Origin of the sequence: Rhodococcus sp. 06-462-5 (assembly GCF_002258315.1) — a bacterium.
Classification (GTDB): Bacteria; Actinomycetota; Actinomycetes; order Mycobacteriales; family Mycobacteriaceae; genus Rhodococcoides.
The window spans coordinates 267659-293799 of the sequence record NZ_NOYD01000038.1 but is presented as its reverse complement, the minus strand read 5'-3'; the positions used below and the strand labels follow the sequence as shown (position 1 = coordinate 293799).

Annotated in this window: 25 protein-coding genes and 1 riboswitch; of the genes, 10 read left to right on the top strand and 15 right to left on the bottom strand. The window is 65.5% G+C overall.

Features of this window, described 5'->3' with window-relative positions; all coding sequences use genetic code 11:
- Window positions 1-5: 5 nt before the first annotated feature.
- The 5 genes from CH251_RS18630 to mqo all read right to left on the bottom strand — a co-directional run bounded on the left by CH251_RS18630 (window position 6) and on the right by mqo (window position 6334).
- Window positions 6-1436, bottom strand: a complete 1431-nt coding sequence (locus CH251_RS18630) for a cobyrinate a,c-diamide synthase (RefSeq protein WP_179273376.1) — start codon at window positions 1434-1436, stop codon at window positions 6-8.
- A complete protein-coding gene (cobO, locus tag CH251_RS18625; protein ID WP_094614403.1) occupies window positions 1430-2050 on the bottom strand; it encodes a cob(I)yrinic acid a,c-diamide adenosyltransferase in 621 nt (206 codons plus the stop codon). The genes CH251_RS18630 and cobO overlap by 7 nt, the downstream gene beginning before the upstream one ends.
- Before the next feature lie 10 nt (window positions 2051-2060).
- Window positions 2061-4001 (bottom strand): magnesium chelatase subunit D family protein, encoded by a 1941-nt coding sequence (locus tag CH251_RS18620; protein WP_179273377.1) that lies wholly within the window; start codon window positions 3999-4001, stop codon window positions 2061-2063.
- Between the two features lie 40 nt (window positions 4002-4041).
- Window positions 4042-4192, bottom strand: a riboswitch (cobalamin riboswitch).
- Window positions 4193-4277: 85 nt separating this feature from the next.
- Window positions 4278-4754: a GNAT family N-acetyltransferase gene (locus CH251_RS18615; protein ID WP_027496727.1), complete on the bottom strand. Its 477-nt coding sequence runs from the start codon at window positions 4752-4754 to the stop codon at window positions 4278-4280.
- 11 nt (window positions 4755-4765) lie between these two features.
- Complete coding sequence (gene mqo, locus CH251_RS18610; protein WP_256979157.1) at window positions 4766-6334, bottom strand: malate dehydrogenase (quinone); 1569 nt, start codon at window positions 6332-6334, stop codon at window positions 4766-4768.
- A gap of 144 nt (window positions 6335-6478) precedes the next feature.
- On the opposite strand from mqo, the gene CH251_RS18605 reads away from it, so the two are divergent.
- Complete coding sequence (locus CH251_RS18605; RefSeq protein ID WP_179273378.1) at window positions 6479-7519, top strand: alpha/beta hydrolase; 1041 nt, start codon at window positions 6479-6481, stop codon at window positions 7517-7519.
- Window positions 7516-8901, top strand: a complete 1386-nt coding sequence (gene mtr / locus CH251_RS18600) for a mycothione reductase (RefSeq protein WP_094614402.1) — start codon at window positions 7516-7518, stop codon at window positions 8899-8901. The genes CH251_RS18605 and mtr overlap by 4 nt, the downstream gene beginning before the upstream one ends.
- A gap of 6 nt (window positions 8902-8907) precedes the next feature.
- On the opposite strand, the gene CH251_RS18595 is transcribed toward mtr, so the two are convergent.
- Window positions 8908-9474 (bottom strand): alpha/beta fold hydrolase, encoded by a 567-nt coding sequence (locus tag CH251_RS18595; RefSeq protein WP_094614535.1) that lies wholly within the window; start codon window positions 9472-9474, stop codon window positions 8908-8910.
- 106 nt (window positions 9475-9580) lie between these two features.
- Between CH251_RS18595 and CH251_RS18590 the strand changes: the two genes are divergently transcribed.
- The 3 genes from CH251_RS18590 to CH251_RS18580 are packed head-to-tail and all read left to right on the top strand — an operon-like array spanning window position 9581 to window position 11549.
- A complete protein-coding gene (locus tag CH251_RS18590) occupies window positions 9581-9943 on the top strand; it encodes a GntR family transcriptional regulator (protein ID WP_179273413.1) in 363 nt (120 codons plus the stop codon).
- Window positions 9940-10857, top strand: a complete 918-nt coding sequence (locus CH251_RS18585) for an ABC transporter ATP-binding protein (RefSeq protein ID WP_094614401.1) — start codon at window positions 9940-9942, stop codon at window positions 10855-10857. The genes CH251_RS18590 and CH251_RS18585 overlap by 4 nt, the downstream gene beginning before the upstream one ends.
- Window positions 10854-11549, top strand: a complete 696-nt coding sequence (locus CH251_RS18580; RefSeq protein WP_094614400.1) for an ABC transporter permease — start codon at window positions 10854-10856, stop codon at window positions 11547-11549. The genes CH251_RS18585 and CH251_RS18580 overlap by 4 nt, the downstream gene beginning before the upstream one ends.
- Here CH251_RS18580 and CH251_RS18575 read toward each other — a convergent pair.
- Together CH251_RS18575 and map are read right to left on the bottom strand one after the other, a co-directional pair.
- Window positions 11533-13068 carry a cobyric acid synthase gene (locus CH251_RS18575; RefSeq protein ID WP_094614399.1) on the bottom strand — a complete coding sequence of 512 codons (1536 nt, stop codon included), beginning with the start codon at window positions 13066-13068 and terminating at the stop codon, window positions 11533-11535. The two genes, CH251_RS18580 and CH251_RS18575, sit on opposite strands and share 17 nt — an antisense overlap.
- Window positions 13069-13102: 34 nt before the next feature.
- Entirely contained in the window at window positions 13103-13978 is an 876-nt protein-coding gene (gene map, locus CH251_RS18570) for a type I methionyl aminopeptidase (protein WP_094614532.1), read from the bottom strand.
- Between the two features lie 138 nt (window positions 13979-14116).
- Here map and CH251_RS18565 point away from each other — a divergent pair, with 138 nt between their 5' ends.
- Window positions 14117-14989 (top strand): helix-turn-helix transcriptional regulator, encoded by an 873-nt coding sequence (locus CH251_RS18565; protein WP_179273379.1) that lies wholly within the window; start codon window positions 14117-14119, stop codon window positions 14987-14989.
- A gap of 19 nt (window positions 14990-15008) precedes the next feature.
- On the opposite strand, the gene CH251_RS18560 is transcribed toward CH251_RS18565, so the two are convergent.
- The 5 genes from CH251_RS18560 to dxr all read right to left on the bottom strand — a co-directional run bounded on the left by CH251_RS18560 (window position 15009) and on the right by dxr (window position 21431).
- Window positions 15009-16823, bottom strand: coding sequence for a penicillin-binding transpeptidase domain-containing protein (locus CH251_RS18560; RefSeq protein WP_179273380.1), 1815 nt, complete (start codon window positions 16821-16823; stop codon window positions 15009-15011).
- 82 nt (window positions 16824-16905) lie between these two features.
- On the bottom strand, window positions 16906-17742 hold the full coding sequence (locus CH251_RS18555) for a GNAT family N-acetyltransferase (RefSeq protein WP_094614397.1): 837 nt from the start codon (window positions 17740-17742) through the stop codon (window positions 16906-16908).
- A 121-nt stretch (window positions 17743-17863) separates the two neighbouring features.
- The gene (gene ispG / locus CH251_RS18550) at window positions 17864-19027 is read right to left on the bottom strand and encodes a flavodoxin-dependent (E)-4-hydroxy-3-methylbut-2-enyl-diphosphate synthase (protein WP_179273381.1); all 1164 of its coding nucleotides are present in this window, start codon (window positions 19025-19027) and stop codon (window positions 17864-17866) included.
- Between the two features lie 37 nt (window positions 19028-19064).
- A complete protein-coding gene (locus tag CH251_RS18545; RefSeq protein ID WP_094614396.1) occupies window positions 19065-20285 on the bottom strand; it encodes an RIP metalloprotease in 1221 nt (406 codons plus the stop codon).
- Between the two features lie 6 nt (window positions 20286-20291).
- Window positions 20292-21431, bottom strand: a complete 1140-nt coding sequence (dxr, locus tag CH251_RS18540) for a 1-deoxy-D-xylulose-5-phosphate reductoisomerase (protein ID WP_094614395.1) — start codon at window positions 21429-21431, stop codon at window positions 20292-20294.
- Window positions 21432-21552: 121 nt separating this feature from the next.
- On the opposite strand from dxr, the gene CH251_RS18535 reads away from it, so the two are divergent.
- Window positions 21553-22074 carry a DUF1990 family protein gene (locus tag CH251_RS18535; protein WP_094614530.1) on the top strand — a complete coding sequence of 174 codons (522 nt, stop codon included), beginning with the start codon at window positions 21553-21555 and terminating at the stop codon, window positions 22072-22074.
- Window positions 22075-22090: 16 nt separating this feature from the next.
- On the opposite strand, the gene puuE is transcribed toward CH251_RS18535, so the two are convergent.
- A complete protein-coding gene (puuE, locus tag CH251_RS18530; RefSeq protein ID WP_179273414.1) occupies window positions 22091-22990 on the bottom strand; it encodes an allantoinase PuuE in 900 nt (299 codons plus the stop codon).
- 217 nt (window positions 22991-23207) lie between these two features.
- On the opposite strand from puuE, the gene CH251_RS18525 reads away from it, so the two are divergent.
- Window positions 23208-23477, top strand: a complete 270-nt coding sequence (locus CH251_RS18525) for a DUF2631 domain-containing protein (RefSeq protein ID WP_094614394.1) — start codon at window positions 23208-23210, stop codon at window positions 23475-23477.
- Window positions 23478-23485: 8 nt separating this feature from the next.
- Here CH251_RS18525 and rlmN read toward each other — a convergent pair whose 3' ends face one another.
- Window positions 23486-24637 carry a 23S rRNA (adenine(2503)-C(2))-methyltransferase RlmN gene (gene rlmN / locus CH251_RS18520; RefSeq protein ID WP_094614393.1) on the bottom strand — a complete coding sequence of 384 codons (1152 nt, stop codon included), beginning with the start codon at window positions 24635-24637 and terminating at the stop codon, window positions 23486-23488.
- A gap of 127 nt (window positions 24638-24764) precedes the next feature.
- Here rlmN and CH251_RS18515 point away from each other — a divergent pair, with 127 nt between their 5' ends.
- Window positions 24765-25184 carry a lipopolysaccharide assembly LapA domain-containing protein gene (locus tag CH251_RS18515; protein ID WP_094614528.1) on the top strand — a complete coding sequence of 140 codons (420 nt, stop codon included), beginning with the start codon at window positions 24765-24767 and terminating at the stop codon, window positions 25182-25184.
- A gap of 106 nt (window positions 25185-25290) precedes the next feature.
- Window positions 25291-26133 carry a CoA ester lyase gene (locus tag CH251_RS18510; RefSeq protein ID WP_037189633.1) on the top strand — a complete coding sequence of 281 codons (843 nt, stop codon included), beginning with the start codon at window positions 25291-25293 and terminating at the stop codon, window positions 26131-26133.
- Window positions 26134-26141 lie beyond the last annotated feature (8 nt).

Below are 26141 nucleotides of genomic sequence, written 5' to 3'. Positions count from 1 at the left end.
CCCTCTTACACGCGCGCGTAATCGACGGCAGCGGAGACGAATCGGGTGATTGACTCGGGATTGCCTGCGGCGTGGGTGTGCAGGTAGGACGCGTGGACGCCGCCCTGCACGAAGCCCTCGCGCACAGCAGCTCTGCCGTCGGGGCTCTGCCTGTGCCAGCCCCAGGCGGCCGAGGCCGCCTCGCGCACGTCCCCGAATCGGGTCGTTCCTGCAGGCTCCACTCCCACGACGAGCTTCGTTCGGTGGAACTCGTGGCCGGTGACTCGGGTGCCTGCGTCGAACAGAGTGGACGATTCGAGGGCAACCGCATCGCGATACCCCAGAGTGAGGGTGTTCCCGAATTCCGCGTCCACGTCGACGACCCCGGCCATGGCATGACCGTCCAATCGCCTTGCCAGATACAGCAATCCGGCGCACTCGGCATGGATCGGCAATCCCTGAGCTGCCGCTGCTCGAATGTCGGCGAGCAGTAATTCGTTCGCCGACAGTGCGGCCGCATGTTCCTCCGGGAATCCGCCGGGGAGTACCACTCCTGCTGTGCCGGGCGGCAATCCGTCACGTAGCGGGTCGAACACGGCCACGTCGGCCCCGGCTGCGCGGAGCAGTTCGACGTGTTCGGTGTAGCCGAAGGTGAATGCCGGGCCACCGGCCACCGCGATCACGGGCGATCCCTCGGAAGTACGTACCTCGTTCTCCGGGGACCACTGCGGCGCTGTCACCGACGATCGAGCCAGCGCGCTCACTGCCTCGATGTCTACGAACCGGGAGACGAGAGCGCTCATCGCCTCCACGGCATCGGTTGCGGCACCGCCGTGTTCGACTGCGGTGATCAACCCCAGATGCCGTGACGGGACCACCAGTTCGCTCATGCGCGGCAACGCGCCGAGTACCGGAACACCCACCCGTTCGCACGCTTGGCGCAACACGTCCTCGTGCCGCTGACTTCCGACGCGATTGAGAATCACACCGCCGATGCGGACGCTGGCGTCGAACGTCGAGAAGCCGTGCAGCACAGCGGCAAGCGATTGACTGTGTCCGCGGGCATCGACCACCAGGATCACCGGGGCACCGAGCATCGCGGCCACTCGTGCGGTCGATCCTTCGGCGGAGGCCTCCCCCGGACCGGTCATGTCGATCTTGCCGTCGAACAGTCCCATGACGCCCTCGACGACCGCGATGTCGCAGCCTCGACTGCCGTGTCGGAACAGTGGCCCGATGCGGTCGGCACCGACCATCACGGCGTCGAGGTTACGGCCGGGCAGTCCGGCCGCGAGCGAGTGATATCCGGGGTCGATGTAGTCCGGCCCCACCTTGAACGGTGCGACGGTGCGGCCGGCGCTGCGCAGCGCACCCATCAGTCCGGTGGCCACCGTCGTCTTTCCACTGCCCGACGCGGGGGCCGCGATCACCACTGCGGGACACGACGCGTTCACCATTCGATGCCTCGCTGCCCCTTGCGTCCCGCGTCCATGGGGTGCTTGACCTTGGCCATCTCGGTGACCAGGTCTGCAGCCTCGATCAGTTCACGGGGTGCGTCGCGTCCGGTGATGACGACGTGCTGATTGCCAGGCCGGTGGGTCAGGACGTCGACCACCTCGGCTACGTCGACCCACCCCCACTTGAGTGGGTAGGTGAACTCGTCCAGCACGTAGAAACGGTGCGACTGTTGCTCGATGCGCCGGGCGATCTCCTGCCAGCCCTCCGCCGCGGCCTCGGCGTGGTCGACGTCGCTGCCCCTCTTACGCGTCCACGACCACCCCTCGCCCATCTTGTGCCATTCGACGGCTCCGCCGACCCCGGTGCTCTCGTGCAGGTCGCCGAGTGTGCGAAACGCCGCTTCCTCGCCGACCTTCCACTTGGCACTCTTGACGAACTGGAACACTCCGACGTCGAAACCTTGATTCCAGGCCCGCAACGCCATTCCGAATGCGGCGGTCGATTTCCCCTTGCCCGGGCCGGTGTGCACGGCGAGCACGGGCAGATTGCGGCGCTGACGGGTCGTGAGGCCGTCCTGCGGAACGGTTCCGGGAGCCGGTACACCCCGAGGCATCGCGTACCCCCTACGCCGCTGCGCGAACGACGGCGGCGACCTGTTCGGCCGACAGGTCCGCGAGGGCCACGTATCCGCCGCCGAGGCATGCCGCGAAATCGGCAGCGAGTCCGAGGCGGACCATTCCCGATTCGCAGTCGACGACGACGGAGGCGATCTTGTCCGACGCGATGCGCCGGGCGGCGATGCGGGCCCGGCCGACGGGATCGGTACCTCCGGTGGCCCGTCCGTCGGTCAGCGCGACCACCAGAGCGCGGCGCAGCGGATCTCGAACACGCTCTCGCAGAACGAGTTCACGTGCCTGCAGAAAGCCCTGTGCCAAAGGAGATCTGCCGCCGGTCTTCAACTTCCGCAACCGCGTCACGGCCACGTCCACCGACGACGTCGGCGGCAACACTGTCTCGGCCTCTCTGCCGCGCACGGTGATGACGGCGACCTTGTCACGGCGTTGATAGGCATCGCGCAACAGCGACAGCACCGCACCGGTCACCGCAGAGAGTCGATCTCGTGCAGCCATCGATCCCGAGGCGTCGACGACGAAGACGATCAGGTTGCCCTCGCGTCCCTCCTTGATCGCGCCCCTCAGATCCGCCGGCGCGAGCTTCAACCGGCCGGAGGTACGGCCGCGGACCACCTGTTGCTCGGCCGCGGCGAACAGGGTGCCCACCAGGTGCAGACCCTTGCCTGCCTCGACAGTGGGCCGAACCGACCGTCCGTGCGAGGACCGTGATCGCGAGCGTCGGCCGGGCGCACCCTCGCCCACTCCGGGAACCTCGAGCAATCGCGCTCTGAACTGTGCGCCCGGAGTGCCTGCCTGCTTCTCGCTGCCTGCACCCGAGGACGGTGGTGGTTGCGCCGACTCGTCGCGCGAATCGGAAGACTGCGAATCGGAAGACTGGGACTGGGAGTCGTCGTCGGGGGCCTCGGGCTCGGGCGCTCCCCCGCCGCCGTCGGGGTCGGGCTCCGGGTCGGGTTGTTGATCGGCCTGTTCGGCTGCGTCCCGCATGGCCTCGTCCAACTGCTTGTCGTCGATGCCCGGCTCGTCGAAGGGGTCGCGCCGACGGCGGTGCGGCAGAGCCAGTTCGGCGGCGATTCGCACGTCCTCCTCGGCCACCTCGCTCGCGCCTCGCCAGGCGGCGTGGGCGGACGCGGTACGCGCCAGCACCAGATCGGCGCGCATACCGTCGACGTCGAAGGACGCACACAGCGCGGCGATACGACGAAGTTCCTTGTCGCTCAACACCACATCGTCGAGAATCTTCCGGGCGGCCAGAATCTGCTCGGCCACGGCGATGTCGTCGTTGCGGAATTCTGCGGCGAACGCGTGCGGATCCCGCTCGTAGTTCATCCGGCGGCGGACGACGTTCATGCGGACGTCCACGTCCCGTGATGCCGTCACTTCCACTGCCAGACCGAACCGGTCGAGCAGCTGCGGGCGTAGCTCACCCTCCTCGGGATTCATCGTGCCGACGAGCACGAATTGCGCAGGGTGGGAATGAGATACACCGTCACGCTCGACGTGCACCCGGCCCATCGCGGCCGCGTCGAGCAGCACGTCGACCAGATGATCGTGCAGCAGGTTCACTTCGTCGACGTAGAGAACACCACGGTGCGCGGCCGCGAGGAGACCGGGTTGAAATGCACGTTCGCCGTCGCGCAGAACCTTCTCGAGGTCGATGGACCCCACCACTCGGTCCTCGGTTGCCCCCACCGGAAGTTCGACGAGCTTCGCCGGGCGCGAGCCGTCCTCGTCCTCCACAGCGGGCAGCAGAGTCGCGAGTGCGCGCACCACCGTCGACTTCGCGGTGCCTTTCTCCCCTCGCACCAGTACACCGCCGATACCGGGGTGCACGGCGCACAGAATCAGCGACAACCTCAGCTGATCCTGACCGACGATCGCACTGAACGGATATCCCGGTTCGGGAACACTCCCACTTCGCTGCACAGCCAATTCCCTTCGTGCCCGGAGTTCCGCGCCGGACGTTCGGTCGAGATACACGAAGCCGGGCGGCGATCTGGCTGACAGGGGAATCTTCCGATCGAAGAGTCTCCTGAACACAGTGGCGGGACCGCGCCTGATTGACACAGGACTTCTCCGCGACCGACTTCGAACGGAACACTACCGCCGAACGAACGAATGCCACACACGGTGTGGACCGGGTGTGGCATTCGTTCCGGGAGTGGAGCCTGCGGAATGACCTCACTGGTAATCGAGTACTGCGGAAGGTCAGGCCTCGCTCCAGGCGGTGCCGCCGCCCCGACGCATCGGGGTGTGCGGGATGCCGTCCTCGAGAACTTCCTCGCCGTCGGGCAGGAACCCGTGCTTGGCGTACATGTCGACGAGGTAGCTCTGAGCGTTGATCCGGCACGGCGCAGAGCCGACCTCGGCAAGCGCGGCCCGCAGAATTCGCGTGGTGTGGCCCTGTCCCCTGGCCGAGCGCTGCGTGCAGAGCCGGCCGATACGGAACGCCTTCTCGCCGTCGTCGTGCTCCTCTAGCAGGCGGAGTGTGCACACCACTTCGCCGTCCCGTTCGAGCCAGAAGTGCCGTGTCTCGGTCAGCAGGTCACGCCCGTCCAACTCCGGGTACGCACACGCCTGCTCGACCACGAACACCTCGACACGCAGCTTCAACAGGTCGTACAACGTGCTGTTGGACAGGTCTAGTGCCCATGATCGTTTGAGAGCTGCTGCTTGCGTATTCATACCTTTTGCTATCACACACCCGTGGGCTGTGCGAGCTCACGAGCATTTTCCAGTTCCAGTGTCTTCGACGTCCAGCCCCAGACCTCGTCGAACAACGAGCTGTTCTGTGCCAGCTTGACCCCGAGCGAGGGGACCATTTCCTTGAGCTTGGGCTGCCATGCGTCGTACTTGTCTCCGAAGCACCGCTGCAGCACGTCCAGCATGGCCGGAACGGCGGTGGAGGCGCCGGGAGAGGCACCGAGCAGTCCCGCGATCGTGCCGTCCGCAGCGTTGACCACGGCTGTGCCGAACTCGAGCACGCCGCCGCGACCCTTCTTGCGGATCACCTGGACGCGCTGACCGGCGGTGACGAGCTCCCAGTTCTCGCCGAGTACCGAGGGCGCGAACTCGCGCAGCGTCTCGACACGATCCGCCTGCGACTGAGCCAGCTCACTGACCAGGTACTTGACGAGTCCGAGTTCGGTCACGCCGACTCCGAGCATCGACATCAGGTTGCCGGGCTTGACCGAGCCGGGCAGGTCGGTGATCTTGCCCTGCTTGAGGAACTTGGGCGACCAGCCGGCATACGGACCGAACAGCAGACCCTGCTGTCCGTTGATCACGCGGGTGTCGAGGTGCGGTACCGACATCGGCGGAGCACCGACCGACGCCTTGCCGTACACCTTGGCCGAGTGCTGCTCGATCAGTGCCGGATCGGTGCATCGCAACCACTCGCCGCTGACCGGGAAGCCGCCGAATCCCTTGATCTCCGCGATCCCGGACTTCTGCAGCAGGTGCAGTGCGCCGCCGCCTGCACCGACGAACACGAACTTGGCGTTGACGGTCTTCTTCGCGCCGGTGCGCTGGTTGGCGACCTTGACGTCCCAGGTGCCGTCGGACTGCTTGGTGATGTTGCGCACATCGTGGCCGAAGTGCACGGTGCCGCCCGCGGACGACAGGTAGTTCAGCAGCTGCTTGGTGAGCGCACCGAAGTCGACGTCGGTGCCCTCCTGGCTCCAGTTCAGCGCCACCGGATCCGAGAAGTCACGGCCCTTGGCCATCAACGGCAGTCGCGCCGAGAACTCGTCCTTGGAGTCGATGTACTCCATGCCTGCGAACAGTGGGTTGCCCACGAGCGCCTCGTAGCGCGCCCGGAGGTACTTCACGTTCTCGGCCCCGTGCACGAAGCTCACGTGCGGAATGGGGTTGATGAAGTTCTTGGCGTCGGAGAGAACACCGGTCTCGATGCCGTGGGCCCAGAACTGCCGCGACACCTGGAACTGCTCGTTGACGTTGAGCGCCTTGGCGATATCGACGCTGCCGTCCTTGTTCTGCGGCGTGTAGTTCAGCTCGCACAGTGCCGAGTGGCCGGTGCCCGCGTTGTTCCACGCGTCGCTGCTCTCGGCCGCGGCCGCGTCGAGCCGCTCGTAGACGTCGATCGACCAGTTCGGCTCGAGCTGACGGAGCAGCGCACCGAGGGTGGCGCTCATGATTCCGGCACCGACCAGAACGACGTCGGTCTTGATCCGCTTACCCTGCTCATCTTTGGACACTGGAGAATCGACTTCCTTGTCTGTCGAGATCTCGGCCGGTGGCGGCATCGACCGAAGAACTCTGTTGTAGAGGGGCTACTCACCCGGTGCGGTCAGGTTACTAGCTGGGCCTACCCCATCGGACACCACGTCAACCCGGTCTCGATTGTGCTCCTCGGACGCCGCCGGCGGCGCCCACTACAGTTGTGATCTGTGACTACCTGGGTGCCCGATGTCCTCGGCGACGGCTACGAACAGACGACCATTCCACTCGGTGACGATCCGGACGGCGAGGGGCAGGTCGAGGCCACTCTCGTGCGGTACCAACCGTCGGGCGCTGCGAACTTCGAGCGCGCGGTGATCTACGTCCACGGTTTCACCGACTACTTCTTCCAGCGACACATCGCCGAACACTTCGCCGCCATGGGGTACGCCTTCTACGCACTGGACCTGCGTAAATGCGGACGCTCGCGCCGTGAGGGTCAGACCGCGCACTTCGTGACCGACCTGGCGATGTACGACACCGAGCTGAACGAAGCTCTGGCCCTGGTCCGCGCCGAACGCTCCGGTGCCCCGGTGCTGCTCATGGCGCACTCGACGGGCGGGCTCGTGCTGCCGCTCTGGCTGAACCGCCTCAACCGCCGAGAAGGCGGGTCCGCCGGCCTCGGCCTGGCAGGCGTGGTGCTCAACAGCCCCTGGTTCGACCTGCAGGGTCCACCCGCCATTCGCAGCGTCGGCACCGCAGCGATCGACGTCATCGGCCGATTCCGGTCCAAGGCGCAGGTCCCCGGCGGCGGCCTCGACACCTACGGTCTGTCGCTCGCGGCGTCCGAGAACGGCGAATGGGACTACGACCTCGATTGGAAGCCACTCGCCGGCTTCCCCATCACCTTCGGATGGATCCGCGCCGTCCGCCGCGGTCACGCCGAACTCCATCGCGGCCTCGACATCGGCATCCCCGCACTGATTCTGCGCTCGAAAGTGACGCACTTCTCCCGCCGGTACAGCTCCGCCGTCGACGCCGCAGACGCCGTACTGGACGTTCGCCAGATCGCCCGCTGGGCCGGCTGCCTGGGCGACCGCACCACGATCGTGCCCATCGAGGGAGCCCGTCACGACGTGTTCCTGTCCACCGAGGCTCCGCGCTCGCGGGCCTTCGAGGAAATGGACGAGTGGATCGAATGGTTGCATCGAAGCGAGGGCACCGACCACGCGTCGGGCAAGGACCACACCGAGAGCGGGCACATTTCATGACCGAGCATTTCGACGTCGCGATCATCGGCTCCGGATCGGGCAACTCCATCGCCGATTCGCGCTTCGAGGACAAGAAGATCGCTCTGCTCGAGGAGAACTCGACATTCGGCGGCACCTGCCTCAACGTCGGCTGCATTCCCACGAAGATGTTCGTCTACGCCGCCGAAGTCGCCCGTACGGTGCGTGATTCCGCCAAATACGGTGTCGACGCCCATGTGGACGCGGTGCGCTGGCCGGACATCGTCGACCGCGTCTTCGGCCGCATCGACCCCATCTCCGAAGGCGGCAAGCGCTACCGCGCCGAAGGCAGCCCGAATGTCACATTGTTCGAGGGCCATGCGACGTTCGTAGGCCCCCGCACGATCGACACGGGCACCGGCACCGTCATCACCGCAGACCAGGTCGTCATCGCGGCCGGATCACGGCCGGTGGTGCCGCAGTCCATTGCCGATTCGGGTGTCAGCTACCACACCAACAGTGACGTGATGCGGCTGCCGGAGCTTCCCGAGCATCTGGTGATTCTCGGATCCGGGTACATCGCAGCGGAATTCGCGCACGTGTTCTCCGCACTCGGCTCGAAGGTGTCGATCGTCGCCCGCAAGGACACCTTGCTCCGCGCACTGGACGCCGACATTTCCAAGCGATTCACCGATCTCGCCCGCGCCAAGTGGGACGTCCATCTCGACTCCGGTGAGACCCGCGCCGTCACCGAGGGCGCGCTGCACGGCGTCGAATTGGCCGACGGCACCAGGGTTCTCGGCGATGCCTTCCTCGTGGCCGTGGGCCGCGAGCCGAACGGCGATCGACTGGATCTCGACACGGCAGGCATCGACATGGACGACGAGGGCCGCATCGTGGTGGACGAGTTCGGCCGCACCACCGCCGAGGGCGTGTTCGCGCTCGGCGACGTCTCGTCGCCCTACCAGCTCAAGCATGTGGCCAACCAGGAAGCACGAGTGGTCCAGCACAACCTGCTGCACGACGCGTGGAACGGCGACACCGCCGCGCTGCGCACCAACGACCACCGATTCGTTCCCGCGGCAGTGTTCACCGATCCACAGATCGCCGAGGTGGGTATGACCGAGGAACAGGCCCGTGACGCCGGCCTGGACATCACCGTCAAGGTCCAGAACTACGGAGACGTCGCCTACGGCTGGGCGATGGAAGACAGCGAAGGTCTGTGCAAGATCATCGCCGAGAAGGGCACCGGGAAGATCCTCGGCGCGCACATCATCGGCGCTCAGGCCCCGACGCTGATTCAGCCCATCATCCAAGCGATGAGCTTCGGCCTGTCCGCCCAGGACATGGCCCGTGGCCAGTACTGGATTCACCCGGGCCTGCCCGAGGTGGTCGAGAACGCTCTGCTGGGACTCGACCTGTAGTTCCGTTTACCAGGGGCTGGTGCGGAGCACGATTTCCGTTGCCAGCGCGGCCGGCTCGTCGGCGACGACATTCGCGCTGCCGTCGAGTTGGACCACGCGGAAGTCCGAGTAGACGAACCGGCCGCTCGCGTCGGCGGATGCGCGGCCCAGTGAGGACCCGACGACCAGTGTCGTCGGCAACTCGACCGGGGGGCAGTCCGCGGCGCGCACGGTGCCCTGCTCGTCGGCGATCGCGGGGTGGCAACGGTTCACCGCGATCAGACTGGCGAAGCGCCCGAAGGTCTTGGCAGCCAACGTCCAAGCCGACTCCGCACCCGCGCCGCTGCCGACGAGATGCACCCACGACAGCTTCAGCTCGTCGAGAACAGTCAGGATCGCGTCGTCGCTGACGCCGTCGATGCTTTCCAGCGCAACGGTTTTCAGATCCGAGTTGTGCAGCCGTTCACTGACGGCGTCGTACACATCCACCGGATCGCCTGCATCGGGAAGCAAGAGAACGGCGTGCCTGCTGTCCGGGCCTGCGACCCGAACCGAACATTGCCCACCCGCAGCACTCACATGCGTGAACTCCATGGAGACGACGGTACTGCCTCTTGCGTCGACCACACATCGGTTCTATGGTTAGTTACATGAGTAATGAACCAGCGAGGCGACTAACCTCGACGCATCGGCGGTGGTTCTGATGGACGAGGGCAGGCCGATCTTCCTCCAGATCGCCGAGATGGTCGAGAACTCCATCATCGACGGCTCCCTGGCAGAGGAAGAACAGGTTCCCTCGACCAACGAACTGGCCGCGTTCCATCGAATCAACCCGGCCACCGCAGGTAAGGGACTTGCCAAGCTCGTTGCGGACGGCGTCGTCTACAAGAAACGAGGAATCGGAATGTTCGTCACCACCGGGGCTCGCGACGCTCTTCGATTCCGTCGCCGAGACCACTTCGCTCGCCAGTACATCGACCCACTCGTCACCGAGGCGCGCAAGCTCGGCATGACCGTCGACGAACTCAAGACAATGCTCGACAACTGGGAGGCAGCGCGATGAGCGTCCATGAATTCGATTCGATCGGCGACGATGGCCGCGTGATCGCGAAGGCCACCCACCTCACGAAGAAGTTCGGATCGTTCACCGCTGTCGACGACGTGAGCTTCGAGATCGAGCAGAACAAGATCTACGGCTTTCTCGGCCGCAACGGCGCAGGCAAGACCACCGTCATGCAGATGATGACCGCCCAGATGCACCAGAGCGCGGGTGAGATCTCGGTGTTCGGACAGCGGCCGTGGGAGAACCCGTTCGCGCTGAGTCATGTGTGCTTCGTCAAAGAAAGTCAGAAGTACCCCGACGACCTGAAGGTCAAGCACGCCGTTTCGCATGCCTCGCACATCCTTCCGCACTGGGACGGTGACTTCGCCGCCGATCTGCTGCGCGACTTCGACCTGCCCCTCGGCCGCAAGATCAAGAAGCTCTCCCGCGGAATGACGTCGGCTCTGGGCATCGTCATCGGACTCGCGTCACGGGCACCACTGACCTTCTTCGACGAGCCGTACCTCGGACTCGACGCAGTCTCGCGACACCGGTTCTACGACAGACTGCTGGCCGACTACTCCGAGAACCCCAGGACGGTGATCCTGTCCACCCACCTCATCGACGAGGTCAGCGATCTGATCGAACACGTGATTCTCATCGACAAGGGCAAGATTGTGCTCGACGACGAATCGGACGATCTGCGCGAGAGCGCGTTCGAGATCACCGGACCGACGGGCGCCGTCGACTCGTTCGCGGCGGAACACCGTACGTTGCACCGCACCGCACTCGGTGCCAGCGCGCGCACGACCATCGACGGCCGTCTGACCGCGCAGCAGAGATCCGACGGCGCAACCGCAGGACTCACCATCGAAGCCGTTCCACTGCAACAGCTGATCATCGAACGCACCACCGCCGAGGAGGCGTTGTCATGAAACGGATACTGAACGTTGCTCGCATCCACAACACCTCGTGGGCAACGACATTCGTATGGCCGATGGTGGTTCTCGCGATCGCCTTCGTGATCACCTTCGGCATATTTCTGGTCATCCCGACCACAGACTCCGAATACAACTTCACCGGTAGCGTCTTCTCGATCTACGGATTCGCCATGGCGTTCTACATCACCGCGATCACTCAGTGCTTTCCCTATGCCCTGGGGCTCAGCATCACTCGCCGCGAATTCCTCACCGCCACAGCGTTGGTAGGTGTCTGCCAGTCGATTGCATTCGGCACGATCGTCTACGCGCTGTCCGTGATCGAAGCGGCCACGAATGGATTCGGCCTGAAGCTCAGAATGTTCGGCATCGCTCGGTACGCGACAGACAATCCGCTGGTACAGTGGGCCGCACTCGTTGCCGTCATGCTGCTCCTCGGCGGCATCGGGGCCTTCGTCGGCGTCGTCTTTCGGCGGTACCGCATCAACGGCCTGTTCGGCCTAGGCCTCGGTGCGCTCGTATTCTTCGGCGGTGGATCGATACTCGTGACCTGGCAACGGTGGTGGCCGAACATCGGCAGCTTCTTCACCGACACCCCGCGCATACTTCTGCTCGTGGTGATCCCCTTGATCATCACCGCGGTGCTGTCTGTGGCCAGCTGGTTCGGTCTTCTCAAAGCAACTGCGTGACAATCTTTTTCGTCGCAGGATCGACGCCGTGCTCGATGAGGTCGAGCACGGCGTCGACGTCGAGGTTGTCTTCCACCAGATCCGCCAGCAGGTCCAACTGCTGCTCACGCAACGCAGCGACCGATGTGGCGGGGGCCACCACGAAACCGGAACGGCCGGATTTGCCTGCCACCCAGGTGAGGAACGATCGCCGGAAATCATCGGACTCGAGCAGGCCGTGCCAGTGGGTTCCCACGACAGTCCCGCGCACGCTGCCCTCCGGGATGCCCGACGCAGTAGCAAGAAGCGCGTCGTCACCGTTCCGCGCAACCCGACCGTGGTGAATTTCGTAGCCCAACACGCAATTCGAGCCGAACTGGTTCGATCGCCCCGCCACCTGCGCGAGCACTTTGTCGGCCGCGAACTCGACCGAGAGATCGAGGAGACCGAGCCCCTGGACAGAACCGGCTCCGGATTCGACGGTGTCGTCGATCGTCCGACCCAGCATCTGATACCCACCGCAGATCCCCAGAACCGGAAGTCCCGCAGCCCCGCGTGCGGCTATCGCATCGGCAAGACCGCTGCGCCGCAGCCACTCGAGATCCGACACGGTGGACTTGCTGCCCGGAACGACCACCAGATCGACGTCCTCGAGCCGGGACGGTTCGGTGACCCAGTGCACCGACACCCCGGGCTCGCAGGCCAACGCCTCGACATCGGTGGTGTTGGAGATTCTCGGCAAACGCACCGCCGCTACGCGCAACCACTGCGAGCCGAGCGGTGGACGCGGCCGCCCCACCGGAGCATCGGGGACGGTTCCGAGTGAATCCTCGGCGTCCATCCACAAGCCGTCGGCGAAGGGGACGACACCGTAGGTCGGCCGACCCGTCAACGCACGCAGCTGGTCGAGACCGGGCGCCAGCAGAGCAGGATCACCGCGGAACTTGTTGATCACGAACCCGGCGACAAGCGCCTGATCCTGCGGAGACAGCACGGCCACGGTGCCGAACAGATGGGCCAGCACTCCCCCGCGATCGATATCCCCCACCACGATCACCGGCAGGGATGCCGCCGTGGCCAACCCCATGTTGGCCAAGTCCGTGGCGCGCAGGTTGATCTCGGCGGGCGAGCCCGCGCCCTCGCAGATCACCACGTCGAATTCTGCACGCAGAGAGGCCAACTCGTCCGCCACGACGGCGCGCAACGACTGCCGATGCTCGATGTAGTTGCTCGCACTCACCTGCGCCACGGCCCGCCCCCGCACCACCAACTGCGAGGTCCGGTCACTGCCCGGTTTCAGCAACACCGGATTGAAACGCACACTCGGCTCGAGGCCACAGGCCGCCGCCTGCATTGCCTGCGCCCGCCCGATCTCGCCGCCGTCGAGCGTGACCACCGAATTGTTGGACATGTTCTGCGCCTTGAACGGAGCCACCCGTACGCCACGCCGCGCCAGCATCCGGCACAGCCCGGCGACCAAAACACTCTTGCCCGCATCCGAAGTGGTCCCGGCGACGAGCAGCGCACCAGTCGGACTCACGGCATTGGTTTTCTATTCACTCCGCAGGCTCCGCTCACGGCAGAGTCAGAATCTCGCTGCCCGTCTCGGTGACCACCAGGGTGTGCTCGAACTGCGCGGTCCACTTCTTGTCGTGCGTGACCACCGTCCAGCCGTCGTCCCACATCTCGGCGTTGATCGTGCCGAGGTTGATCATCGGTTCGATCGTGAACGTCATTCCCGGCTCGATGACGGTGTCCACCGAAGGCTGGTCGTAGTGCAGCACGACGAGACCGTTGTGGAAGGTGGTACCGATGCCGTGGCCGGTGAAATCCTCCACCACGCCGTAGCCGAACCGGTGCGCATACGACTCGATGACGCGGCCGATCACGTTCAGCGCGCGACCCGGCTTGACCGCCTTGATGGCACGCATGGTGGCCTCGTGGGTGCGCTCTACCAGCAGGCGAGCTTCCTCGGAGACGTCGCCGGCCAAGAAGGTTGCATTGGTGTCTCCGTGGACGCCGTCGATGTACGCGGTGACGTCGATGTTGACGATGTCACCGTCCTGGATCACCGTGGAATCCGGGATGCCGTGGCAGATGACCTCGTTGAGGGAGGTGCAGCAGGATTTCGGGAACCCCTTGTAGCCCAACGTGGACGGGTATGCGCCGTGATCGATCATGTACTCGTGGGCAATGCGGTCCAGCTCGTCGGTGGTGACGCCCGGTGCCACCGCCCGGCCCGCTTCCTGCAGCGCCCTGGCGGCGATCTTCGACGCCACCCGCATCTTCTCGATGACCTCGGGGGTCTGAACCCAGGGCTCACTACCCTCGGCCACGGTCGACTTCCACGCGTATTCGGGGCGCTCGATCGACTTGGGCACCGAAAGGACGGGCGATACGACGCCTGGTACGAGTGGCTGACGGGGCTTGCTCTCGGTGGTCACAGACATGGCCTCCAGAGTAGTCGGCTCGTATCGGAGCACGAGCCTCAGCGCAGTGCCCGTACCAGTCGAAACAGTGCATGCCGGTGCGGATATGATCTGGATCACGTTCGTCGCTCGTGCAACCGACACGAGAAAGGAAGCATCGTGGTCCATTCGAGTCTGTTGCGGCCCCGTGACGGTGATGCCCTGCGCGCCGAGCTGCGCCAGGTGGCAGCGATGTCCGACGTGCCCGTCGTGTTCGGCGGCGAGGTCTCCTCGGAGACCCTGTACCTGAGCGAGTTCCACGGAACCAGAACCCGCGGCCTGGACGGACTCGCCATCCCACCCAGATCCGGCCTCGGCGGACGGGTCATGGAACAGCGTAGGCCCGCGGCCGTGAGCGATTACGGCGCGTCGATGTCGATCACCCATCACTTCGATCGACCGGTGCTCGGCGAGGGTCTCAAATCGATACTGGCAGTACCGGTGGTCGTGGCCGGAGTCGCGCGAATAGTGATGTACGCGGCACTGCGCGAACGCGGCCCATTAGGAGACCGTGTCGGCGACATCATGACGACCGCAGCCCGGCGGCTCGGCCAGGAGATCTCCGTGCGTGACGAGGTCGACCGCAGGATCCGTCTGCTGGCGACCATCCGCTCGCCGCTCGACTCGGATGCCTCGCGTACGGCCGAGCTGCGCAGCGTTCACGAGGAACTGTCCGATCTGGCCCGGTCGATCGGTGACGCATCGATCCGGCGCAGACTCGACGCAGTCGCAGCGCGCGTGGCCGCGTCGCTCGGGCAGGAAATACCCCACGACCCACGGGCCCACGAGATGTCGCAGTCGTTGACACCACGCGAGATCGACGTGATCTCGCAGGTTGCCTTGGGCTGCACCAACATCGAGGTCGCTGCGCGCCTGTCGATCGGTGCCGAGACGGTCAAGTCGTACCTGCGCAGCGTGATGCGCAAAACCGATTCGCACACCCGATACGAAGCCGTGGTGGCGTGCCGCCGACTCGGCGTGCTGCCTTCCTGAGCCTCGCGTCGCAGCGCGGTCAGTACCCGGGGGGCAGTTGCTCGAACATCTCACGGGTCACCGCGACCGCGTTGTCCGAGCTGCCGCCGCGCACCACGAGGGTGGCGAAGGCGATGTCTCCGCGGTAGCCGACGAACCACGAGTGCGAACCGCCGTCGACCTCTGCTTCGCCGGTCTTTCCGTAGACCTCGCCCTGGTCTGCGATGCGTTCGGCCGTTCCGCTGGTGACCACCGAACGCATCATCCCGCGAAGTCCGTCGACCATCGCCGGTTCGATCGGCGGGTGGTCTCCGTCGATCACGGTGTCGCGTCCGACCAGGAGGTTCGGCACCGGCGTCGAGCCATGAGCCACCGTCGCGGCGGCCAGTGCCATCCCGAATGTCGACACGACCACCCGGCCCTGGCCGAAGCCGTCCTCGGTGCGCTGGACGAGCTCGTCGGCCGGTGGCACCGAACCCGAGTCGGTCGGCAATCCGACGACGTCGTAGTCCGGGCCGACACCGAACTGGGAGGCCGCGACGGTCAATGCGTCGGGTGCCATCTCGCTGGCCAGCTTGGCGAACGAGGTGTTGCACGATCGAGTGAACGCGGTACTCATCGTCACGTCACCCAGTGCGAACTCGTTGTAGTTGGGCACGCTGCGCTCGCCGATCACGATGCGACCCGGACACGGAACAGTACTGCCCGGAGTCGCGAGTCCGCTCGAGATGGCGGCACCGGCGGTGATGATCTTGAACGTCGATCCGGGTGGGTACAGACCGGCCGACGCGACCGGCCCGTCCCGATCGGCTGCCGGGTTCTGTGCCACTGCCAGGATGGCACCGGTCGACGGCTGGATGACCACTGTCATCGCCTGCTCGGTGCGCGCGTTCACCGCTCGCTGTGCCGCGACCTGAATGTTGCGATCGAGACTGATCGAGAACGACGGGGAGGGCTCCGGCGGGGTGTCGGTGAGGACATCGATGTCGACGCCGTTGCGGTTCGTGGTCACCACGCTCCACCCCGCCTTGCCGTCGACCTCGTCGATGACGGCCTTCTTGACCTGGCCCACCAGGTCCGGCGCGAACGTGGGGTCGGTGGACACCAGATCCGATTCGTCGGACGCGGTGACTCCCGGGATCTCGGTCAGCGCGGCCGAGATCGGCTGGTAGTCACTGTCTCGAAGCAGGACCACCGGGTAGTCGCCGTCGACCGAGGTGGCGGATTCGACGATGGACTGCGCAGTGATGGACGCATCGAAGGGCGTCAGCAACGTCGACAGTGCCGTCGCCGAGGCCACAACGTTGTTCGCATTCGCCGCGTCGAACTTGATTCGGTGCACCACCCCTGGCACCAGCACGTCGGTGCCGGAGCGCTCGTTGACCCGTGCGCGCGGTGCCGCGGTGGACCTCAAGGACATCGTCTGGGTGTCGCCGAGCTTGGGATGGATGTCCGACGCCGTCCAGCGCACCACCCACTCACCCTGGCTGCGGCCCATGTTCAGCTGACCGTCGTAGGTCCACACCCGATCCTTCGGCAGCTGCCACGTGTAGGTGTAGCCGACCGTGGCCGTGTCCCCCTGGACCTGCACCGACGTCGTCTCGGCATCCAGCGCCTCGGCCTGGAGATTGGTCCACGCCTCGGTCAGTGCCGTGGCCGCGGCGTCGGGCTTGTCGGTGTCCGCAGCCGCGGCGGCGATGTCGTTGGCCTCGAACGCGGCGAGAAATGCCTGGGCGGCCGGCTCCGGGCCGTCGGGCTTGGGGGTACATCCGGTGAGGGCGGCAGCAATGACGGCTGCGACCACCGATACCGCTCCGACTCGATACCGCACTTCGGTTGCACCACGTGATCTCATTGCGCCCCATCGTAATAGGGCGCTGCCTCCGGCTGCGGCAACGAATCGCGGTTCGCCGCAACCCGATCGAGCGAGGCTCGAACTAGTCGAGGAGCACCGTCGTGAAGGTCGCCACCTGGGTCAGGCCGATCTTCGCGTATGCGCGCCGGGCGACGTAGTTGAAACTGTTGACGTACAGGCTGGCGGTGCGGCCCTGGCGGACCACGGCGTTCACCACCGCCGCGGTACCGGCCGCACCGAGACCGTGCCCACGCCGATCGGGATGAACCCATACTCCCTGGATCTGCCCCACGGTCGCCGACTGCGATCCGATCTCGGCCTTGAACACCACCCGACCGTCCTCGAATCGAGCCCACGCACGCTGCGCGGCAATCAGACTCGAGATCCGTCGCCGGTATCCACGGCCGCCGTCGTTCTGTCTCGGGTCGACGCCGACCTCCTCGATGAACATGGCCACTGCCGCAGTCAGATACACGTCCAGTTCCTCGGGACGAACGAGGCGTACGTGCGGATCGGGCGTGATCGACGATCGAACCGACGTGGCCAGCAGCGGCTGCTCACCGCGAACCTCGCGGGCAGGGCCCCAGTCGGTCTCGAGCATCTCCCACAGCGGCAGTGTCAGTTCGGCTCGACCGACCAGTGACGAACACAGCCGTGGGCCGCGGCACGCACGATCGGCGAACGACCGCAGATCGTCACTCGATCCGAGCAGCGGGACGAGGTTGGCACCGTAGAAACACAGCGACTCGTCCGGTCCGCCTCTGCTCCACATCTCCCCGTGGAACGACCTCGGATCCAGCCCGGATTCCTGCACCCTGGCGGCGACCATGCAGGTGGCGACCGGGTCGGCGTCGAGCACCCGCAGGACATGCGCAACGTCTCGATTACCGAGAGGCTTCGCACCGAGGAGCTTGAGCACCTACCGACCTCCTGACCCACCTACCGCATACACACCGACCGAGCGTGTACCGAATCATTCCAGAGAACCCGTTCCGCCGGTGACAGAGCGGCAAACCGGACACCGAATCGGTCGAACCTGCTCAGCTGACGGTCACGACCGGTGCGCCACCGTCTGCAGTCTCATCCTTGTCGTATTCCTCGGCGATGCGCATTGCTTCCTCGATCAAGGTCTCCACGATCTGCGCCTCGGGCACGGTCTTGATGACCTTGCCCTTGACGAAGATCTGGCCCTTGCCGTTGCCCGACGCCACGCCGAGGTCGGCGTCGCGCGCCTCGCCCGGACCGTTGACGACGCAGCCCATGACGGCGACGCGAAGCGGAATCTCCATGCCCTCCAGGCCTGCGGTGACCTCGTCGGCGAGGGTGTACACGTCCACCTGCGCACGCCCACACGACGGGCAGGAGACGATTTCGAGCTTGCGAGGACGCAGATTGAGCGACTGCAGAATCTGGTTGCCCACCTTGATCTCCTCGGCGGGCGGTGCCGACAGGGAGACGCGGATGGTGTCGCCGATTCCCCTGGACAGCAGCGCACCGAACGCCACCGAGGATTTGATGGTGCCCTGAAAGGCGGGGCCTGCCTCGGTGACACCGAGGTGCAGCGGGTAGTCGCACTGCGCGGCCAACTGCTCGTAGGCGGCGACCATGACGACCGGATCGTTGTGCTTGACCGAGATCTTGATGTCCCCGAATCCGTGTTCCTCGAACAGGCCCGCCTCCCACAGCGCGGACTCCACGAGCGCCTCCGGCGTCGCCTTGCCGTACTTCTTCATCAGCCGAGGGTCGAGCGATCCGGCGTTGACGCCGATGCGGATCGGGATGTTCGCGTCGCCGGCCGCCTTGGCGACCTCCTTGACGCGTCCGTCGAATTCCTTGATGTTGCCCGGGTTGACGCGCACCGCGGCACAGCCTGCGTCGATCGCGGCGAAGATGTACTTGGGCTGGAAGTGGATGTCGGCGATCACCGGGATCTGACTCTTCCTGGCAATGATCGACAGCGCATCCGCGTCGTCCTGTGTGGGGCATGCCACACGGACGATGTCGCAACCCGACGCCGTCAGCTCAGCGATCTGCTGCAGCGTGGCATTGATGTCATGGGTTTTGGTGGTGCACATCGACTGCACCGAGATGGGGCTGTCGCTGCCCACTCCCACCGACCCGACCTGGAGCTGCCTGGTCTTTCGACGCGGCGCGAGTACGGGTACCGGCGGTGCCGGCATTCCCAATCCGACTGACACGGTCACAGTGGCCTTCTTTCCTAGCTACGACTGTCGAGTCTATCTAGTACAGCTGAATGGGGTTGACGATGTCCGCCGTGAGCGTCAACAAGGAGAACCCGATGAAAACGACGATGACCACGTAGGTGACGGGCATCAGTTTCATGTAGTCAACCGGGGCACCGTCCGGCAGACCACGGCGGTTGCGGAAGATGTTGCGGATGCGCTCGTAGATGGTCACTGCGATGTGGCCACCGTCGAGCGGGAGCAGGGGCACGATGTTGAACGCGCCGAGGAAGAAATTCAGGGACGCGAGCAATCCCACGAAGGTCGCCCAATTGTCGTTCTCCGCAGCCTGACCCCCGATGACGCTGGCACCGACCACACTCATCGGGGTATCGAGACCACGCTCGCCTCCGAAGATCGAGTCCCACAGGGCCTCCACCTTCGTCGGCAGCTGCACGAGGGCTTTACCGGTCTGAACGAAGATCTCTCCGGTGAAGGCGAACGTCTCGGGGACCGCCTCGATCGGGTTGTACCTGATGGGAGGAGGGGCAATCGTGGAGCCGCTGACTCCGACCGCGCCGACCGTCGTCGACTCCTTCGCTCCGGTGTCCGGGTCGGTGACGTAGCGCTGCACCTCGGTCACGGGAATCGTCAGATCGATCGACGCTCCATCCCGTTCGACCGTCAGATCGACCGATCCCGACGACGCCTGCACGGCCTCGACGACCTCGGACCAGTACTGTGCCGGTTCACCGTTCACTGCGGTGACCACGTCGCCCTTGCGGAGCCCTGCCTGCTGAGCCGGGCTCGCTCCCGAGCACGGCGCGAGTTCGCCGTCCTCGGTCTGGGTCGGCGCGATACACACCACCTCACTGACCTGAACGGTCGGCGGCGTCACCCGATCGGGCGTACCCCATCCGAGTACCAACGCGTAGACCAGCACGATGCCGAGCACGAAGTTCATCGCGATACCGCCGACCATGACGACGATGCGCTTCCACGTCTTCTGGCGGTACATCGCCCGCTCGACTTCGTCGGGTGCGAGTTCGTCGATCGCCGTCATTCCGGCGATGTCGCAGAAGCCGCCGGCCGGGATCGCCTTGAGCCCGTATTCGGTCTCGCCGCGTCGGAAGGAGAAGATCTTGGGGCCGAAACCGATGTAGTAGCGGCGGACCTTCATGCCGAGAGCTTTCGCGGTCCACATGTGTCCCGCCTCGTGCAGCGCGATCGACACACCGATGCCGACGGCGAACAGCACAACACCCAGAGCGAACAGCATGTGAGTCTAAAGGCCCTTCTGTTTCAGGAGCTCACGCGCATGTGCGCGAGCCCAGGAATCCGCCGCGAGGACGTCGTCCACGGTAGTCGGCACCGCCGACCAGTCCCCGCCGCCGTCGCTCAGAACCGCCCGGACCGTGTGCACGATCTCGGGAAATTCGATGCGGCCGGCCAGGAACGCGTCGGCGGCGATCTCGTTGGACGCGTTGTACACCGCTGTCATGCACCCGCCCATGATTCCGGCCTCGCGGGCCAGCTGCACGGCAGGGAACACTCGATCGTCGAGTGGTTCGAAGTCCCAGGAGAACGCTGCAGTGAAGTCGAGAGCACGCGCAACGTCGGGCACTCGATCCGGCCACCCGAGCGCGAGCCCGATGGGCAGCTTCATGTCCGGCGGGCTGGCCTGGGCAATGGTGGAGCCGTCCACGAACGTGACCATCGAATGGACGATGGATTGCCGGTGCACCGTGACGTCGATCTTCTCGTAGGGCACCCCGAACAGCAGGTGCGCCTCGATCAGCTCGAGGCCCTTGTTGACCAGGGTTGCCGAGTTCAACGTGTTCATCGGGCCCATCGACCAGGTGGGATGAGCTGCTGCCTGGGCAGGGGTCACCGACTTCAGTTCGGCTTCGCTCCAGCCCCGGAACGGTCCACCCGATGCGGTGAGGATCAGTCGATCCACCTCGCTTCGGTGGCCACTGCGCAGGCACTGCGCCAACGCCGAGTGCTCCGAGTCCACCGGAACGATCTGACCTGGCGCGGCGGCAGCGAGCACGAGTTCGCCGCCTGCCACCAGTGATTCCTTGTTGGCCAACGCCAGCCGAGCTCCGGTCTTCAGCGCCGCCAACGTCGGTTCGAGACCGAGCGAGCCCACCAGCGCGTTGAGCACCACGTCGGCCTGCGTCGACTCGACGAGTTCGGTCACCGCACGTGGCCCGCTCAGCACCCCGGGGAAGTCGAGTTCGGCGGCAGCGGCGGGGTCGGCCACGGCAACCCGCCGAACACCGGTCTCGGCGATCTGACGGCGAAGAAGGTCGATGTTTCCGCCGCCCGCTGCAAGGCCGACGACGACGAAACGGTCGGGGTCGGCGGCGATGACGTCGAGCGCTTGGGTTCCGATCGAGCCGGTGCTCCCCAACAGCAACACGCGAATCGGCTCGGGACGATCCGAGGAGGTCGTTCGCTCACGATGGTCTGGCACCGGTCCATTGTTGCCTACCGAGGCTGAGAAACCCCTATGCGTCGCCGTAGCTGGCACGCTGGAGGCCATGGACGTCTCGAAGTATCGCGCGGCATCGTTCAACTACGCCGATGTAGGGGCAACGAGCGGCAGGCTCCCGGCCGGCTACCACCACGTCGAGAAGTCGCGGGTCATCGGATCCGGAGTCGAGGACTTCGTGGCCGCAGCCGACGCGCTGATGCGCTGGGACATGCATCGCGGCACCGGACTGAAGGTCCACTCCAGTGACGACCACGCCGTCCCCGACGCCGTGGTGGTTCTCGCGCTCGGGCCCGTCCGCATCCCGTGCCGGGTCGTCTACGTCATCGACGAGGCCAACCGTCAGGGCTTCGCCTACGGCACACTCGACGGCCATCCCGAATCCGGCGAGGAGTTGTTCCACGTCGACTACTCCCCCGAGGACGGGACCGTCTCCGCGCACATCACCGCGTTCTCGAACCCGGGCCGCTGGTACACCAGGCTCGGCGGTCCGGTGGGCAGGCGGGTCCAGGCCGTGTTCACCGACCGCTACCTGACTGCGTTGCAAACGGAGTGCCGGTCGCCGCACTGACGGGGGACTCCCCCGATCAGGAGACGGGTGGGTGCACCGCGCGCCAGTGCTCGGCGATGTCGATTCGTTTTGCGACCCACACCTTGTCGTGAGACTGCACGTGATCGAGGAAACGCTCGAGGGCGGCGATGCGCGCCGGCCTGCCGACCAGCCTGCAATGCAGTCCGACCGAGAGCATCTTGGGGCTGCCGTTCTCCCCCTCGGCGTAGAGCACGTCGAACGCGTCCCGCAGATGCGCGTAGAACTCGTCCCCGGTCGAGAAGCCGCCCGGCGAAGCGAATCTCATGTCGTTGGTGTCGAGGGTGTACGGCACCACCAGATGATCGACCACTTCGGAGCCACGAGTGACCTTCTCCCAGTACGGCAGATCGTCGGCGTAGGAGTCCGAGTCGTACACGAATCCGCCGTGCTCGACGACGAGCGACCGGGTGTTCGGAGAGTCACGTCCGGTGTACCACCCGAGCGGGGCCGAGCCGGTGAGGCCCTCGAGGATGGCCACGGCCTCGGCCATGTGCTCGCGCTCGACGTTCTCGTCGATCTGTTGATAGGACAGCCACCGCAGTCCGTGACAGGCGATCTCGTGACCCAATTCGGCCAGTGCGGCAACCACTTCCGGGTTTCGTTCCATGGCCTTCGCCACGGCGAACACCGTCAGGGGCAGGTCTCGCTTCTCGAAGGCCCTCAGCACCCGCCACACGCCGGCTCTCGAGCCGTACTCGTACAGCGACTCCATGCTCATGTGACGATTCGGAAAAGCTTGTGCCCCGATCATTTCCGACAGGAACGTCTCGGATTTGGTGTCACCGTCGAGGACGTTGTTCTCCGCACCCTCCTCGTAGTTGAGGACGAACTGGACCGCGATGTTGGCCTCACCCGGCCACTGCGCGTGCGGCGGCGTGCGGCCGTACCCCACCATGTCTCGGGGGTAGCTCAGCGGAAACTGGGTCAGCGGATGCGGAAGGCGCTCGGACGTCACCGCCGCAGTCTCTCACCGAAGTCGGCAGTCGCGCCGGGTGAGCACCCAACCCTGATGGCTACGACGGGCGGTCGTATGCCAATATTGTCCGAACGCGGCAGGCTCGACGCCTCGTGAAGGACGACTTCGAGAATTCATCACCCGAGAGGACCGACCGGTGGCAAATACCGAACTGGAATCCGCTTCGTACGACCGGGTCGTCGACACCCGCAACGAGGTGCCGGACGTGCCGTCCGCCGAGTGGGGTTGGAGTGGTGAATCGAACCGTGCGATGCGCGTGGCCGCCCTTGTCGTCGCCGCGTTCCTGCTGTTCATGATGATCGGCAACCACACCGGCAAGGTCGAGGATCTGTGGTTGATCGGATTCGCTGCCACGCTGGTCGGGCTCGTCGTACGAGACGTGATCGTCCGCCGCAAGCCCCGCTAGCAACCGATTCAGTTCTCGGCTGCCAGCTGACCGCACGCCGCGGCGATTTCCTGACCGCGGGTGTCGCGGACGGTGCACGAAACACCCTGGGCAATCACCCGTCGAACGAATTCTCGCTCCACCGGCTTCGGGCTGGCGTCCCACTCGCTGCCCGGAGTCGGATTGAGTGGAATCAGGTTCACGTGGACTCGGGATCCGAGTGCCTTGTGCAGCTTCTTTCCCAGCATGTCGGCCCGCCACGGCTGATCGTTGACGTCTCGGATCATCGCGTATTCGATGGACACCCGTCGTCCCGTCTGGTCGGCGTAATACCGCGCTGCGGACAGCACCTCGGCAACCGACCAGCGATTGTTCACCGGAACCAACGTGTCGCGGAGTTCGTCGTCGGGTGTGTGCAGCGATACCGCCAAGGTCACCGACAGTCCTTCGTCGGCCAGCTTCCGAATGGCCGGTGCCAGACCGACCGTCGACACCGTCACCGAGCGCTGCGAGAGGCCGAGTCCGTCGGGTGCAGGCGAGACGATCTTGCGCACTGCCGCGACGACGCGTTTGTAATTGGCCAGGGGCTCGCCCATCCCCATGAACACCACGTTCGACAGACGACCCTCACCGCCGGGAACCACCCCGTCGCGCATGTCCGCTGCCGCCGAACGCACCTGGTCCACGATCTCGGCCGTCGACAGGTTCCGGGTCAGGCCGGCCTGGCCGGTGGCACAGAACGGGCAGGCCATTCCGCAGCCGGCCTGGCTCGAGATGCACAGCGTCGCGCGGTCCGGGTAGCGCATCAGGACGCTCTCGAGCAGAGTTCCGTCGTTGGCTTTCCACAGGGTCTTGCGGGTGTCACCGTCATCACACGCCAGATGCTTGATGGGGGTGAGCAGGGTCGGAAAGAGGTCGGCACCGACCTTCTCGCGCGCCTCGGCGGGAAGATCCGTCATCTTCGTGGTGTCGGCTTCGAGGCGGCCGTAGTAGTGCCGAGCCAGTTGATCGGCACGGAACGCGGGAAGACCGAGTGCCTTCACGGCCTCGCGCAATCCCTCTCTGTCCAGATCGGCCAGGTGGCGTGACGGCATACCGCGACGTGGGGCGGTGAAAACCAGGGGGAGATTCGGCCTCTTCTGCTCGGTCGAAGTGTTCGTTGCGTCGGCGGCCTCACTCATACCTCCATTGTCCACCTGTTTGCCTCGCAGTCCTATTCGCGCCGGTTTCCGTCCGTTACCCGATGGGTATCGAGGTCGTGGCCGGATGCGCGTGCATTCGGCCTTCACGTGCGGAAGGATCATCGACATGGCCACCAGAGCTGACGACAGTCACGAGACATCGCTGGACACATCAGGCGCGGTTCACCCCGGCGACCACAGTGCCTCGGGTGACCTCGCTCCCATCACGACCCCGGATACGGACGGTCGTTCCGCGCCGGATCCGGAGTTCGCCCCGGAGCCTCAGGCAAGCAGCGCGACCGACATCGCCCACACACGCACCGCTGCGCTGTGGACCGGCCTGGTGGTCGGAGCGGTGGTCCTGGTCGTTCTGCTCGTGTTCATCGTGCAGAATCTCGACTCCGTCACCGTGCAGATCTTCGTCTGGCAGCTCGATCTGCCACTGGGCATCAGCATGCTGCTGGCCGCGATCGCAGGCGCACTGGTGATGGCGATGGTCGGCGGAGCTCGAATCCTTCAGGTCCGACGCGCAGCGAAGAAGAAGTAGCGGCACGGATCGTGAACACTATGCACAGAAGGTGGCGCTGATCGACTGAATCGATCAGGCTCGGTGGTGCCCCACTTCACTCGAGGAGCATGACGTGACAACTTTCATGGAGACACCCGTGGCATCCGGCGTTGCCCCCGACCGCGCACGGTCCTGGCTGCTCGTACCGGCCACCAAGCCCGAAACCTTCGGCGACGCCGTCGCGTCGGGAGTCGATGCCGTCATCCTCGACATCGAAGACGCAGTCGCTCCGGCCAAGAAGCCGGCCGCGCGCGAGGCCGTCGTGCGGTGGCTCGGCGAAGGCAACTCTGCATGGGTCCGCATCAACGACGCAACGACCCCGTACTGGGCCGATGATCTGGCCGCGTTGTCCGGCCTGCCCGGACTGGTCGGTGTCATGCTCGCCAAGACCGAGAGCGGCGGCCAGGTCGAGGCCACAGCTGCTCGCCTGGCACCCGGCACCCCGATCCTGGCGCTGGTGGAGTCGGCGATGGGCCTCGAAGCCGCAACCGAGATCGCTCGCGCAGATTCGACGTTCCGTCTCGCCTTCGGCAGCGGGGACTTCCGCCGCGACACCGGCATGAGTGACGACCCCCTGGCAATGGCGTACCCCCGTTCGCGCCTCGTCGTCTCCTCGCGCGCAGCGCGCATTCCGGGACCGATCGACGGACCGACGCTGACGGCCAACGACAGCATCCTCGGACGCGATGCCGCCCTGACCCTGTCGATGGGCATGACGGGCAAGTTGTGCATGCATTCGGAGCAGGCTGCCATCGTCAACCGCGAGCTCGCCCCGTCACCCACGGACGTCTCGTGGGCCCGTGACGTCATCGATGCCCTCGGCGCCGACGGAGCGCACGTCAAGGACGGAAGCGACCTGCCTCGTCTGGCGAAAGCACTCAAGATCAACGAACTTGCCGAGATCTTCGGGATTTCCGCCGCCTCCTGACATCGCCG

Coding starts and splice junctions, on each gene's coding strand:
- CH251_RS18630 (WP_179273376.1), bottom strand. CDS start 1,436: ATGGTGAACGCGTCGTGTCCCGCAGTGGTGATCGCGGCCCCCGCGTCG.
- cobO (WP_094614403.1), bottom strand. CDS start 2,050: ATGCCTCGGGGTGTACCGGCTCCCGGAACCGTTCCGCAGGACGGCCTC.
- CH251_RS18615 (WP_027496727.1), bottom strand. CDS start 4,754: ATGAATACGCAAGCAGCAGCTCTCAAACGATCATGGGCACTAGACCTG.
- mqo (WP_256979157.1), bottom strand. CDS start 6,334: ATGCCGCCACCGGCCGAGATCTCGACAGACAAGGAAGTCGATTCTCCA.
- mtr (WP_094614402.1), top strand. CDS start 7,516: ATGACCGAGCATTTCGACGTCGCGATCATCGGCTCCGGATCGGGCAAC.
- CH251_RS18595 (WP_094614535.1), bottom strand. CDS start 9,474: ATGGAGTTCACGCATGTGAGTGCTGCGGGTGGGCAATGTTCGGTTCGG.
- CH251_RS18585 (WP_094614401.1), top strand. CDS start 9,940: ATGAGCGTCCATGAATTCGATTCGATCGGCGACGATGGCCGCGTGATC.
- CH251_RS18580 (WP_094614400.1), top strand. CDS start 10,854: ATGAAACGGATACTGAACGTTGCTCGCATCCACAACACCTCGTGGGCA.
- map (WP_094614532.1), bottom strand. CDS start 13,978: ATGTCTGTGACCACCGAGAGCAAGCCCCGTCAGCCACTCGTACCAGGC.
- CH251_RS18560 (WP_179273380.1), bottom strand. CDS start 16,823: ATGAGATCACGTGGTGCAACCGAAGTGCGGTATCGAGTCGGAGCGGTA.
- CH251_RS18545 (WP_094614396.1), bottom strand. CDS start 20,285: ATGCTGTTCGCTCTGGGTGTTGTGCTGTTCGCCGTCGGCATCGGTGTG.
- CH251_RS18535 (WP_094614530.1), top strand. CDS start 21,553: ATGGACGTCTCGAAGTATCGCGCGGCATCGTTCAACTACGCCGATGTA.
- puuE (WP_179273414.1), bottom strand. CDS start 22,990: ATGGTGGGGTACGGCCGCACGCCGCCGCACGCGCAGTGGCCGGGTGAG.
- rlmN (WP_094614393.1), bottom strand. CDS start 24,637: ATGAGTGAGGCCGCCGACGCAACGAACACTTCGACCGAGCAGAAGAGG.
- CH251_RS18515 (WP_094614528.1), top strand. CDS start 24,765: ATGGCCACCAGAGCTGACGACAGTCACGAGACATCGCTGGACACATCA.
- CH251_RS18510 (WP_037189633.1), top strand. CDS start 25,291: ATGGAGACACCCGTGGCATCCGGCGTTGCCCCCGACCGCGCACGGTCC.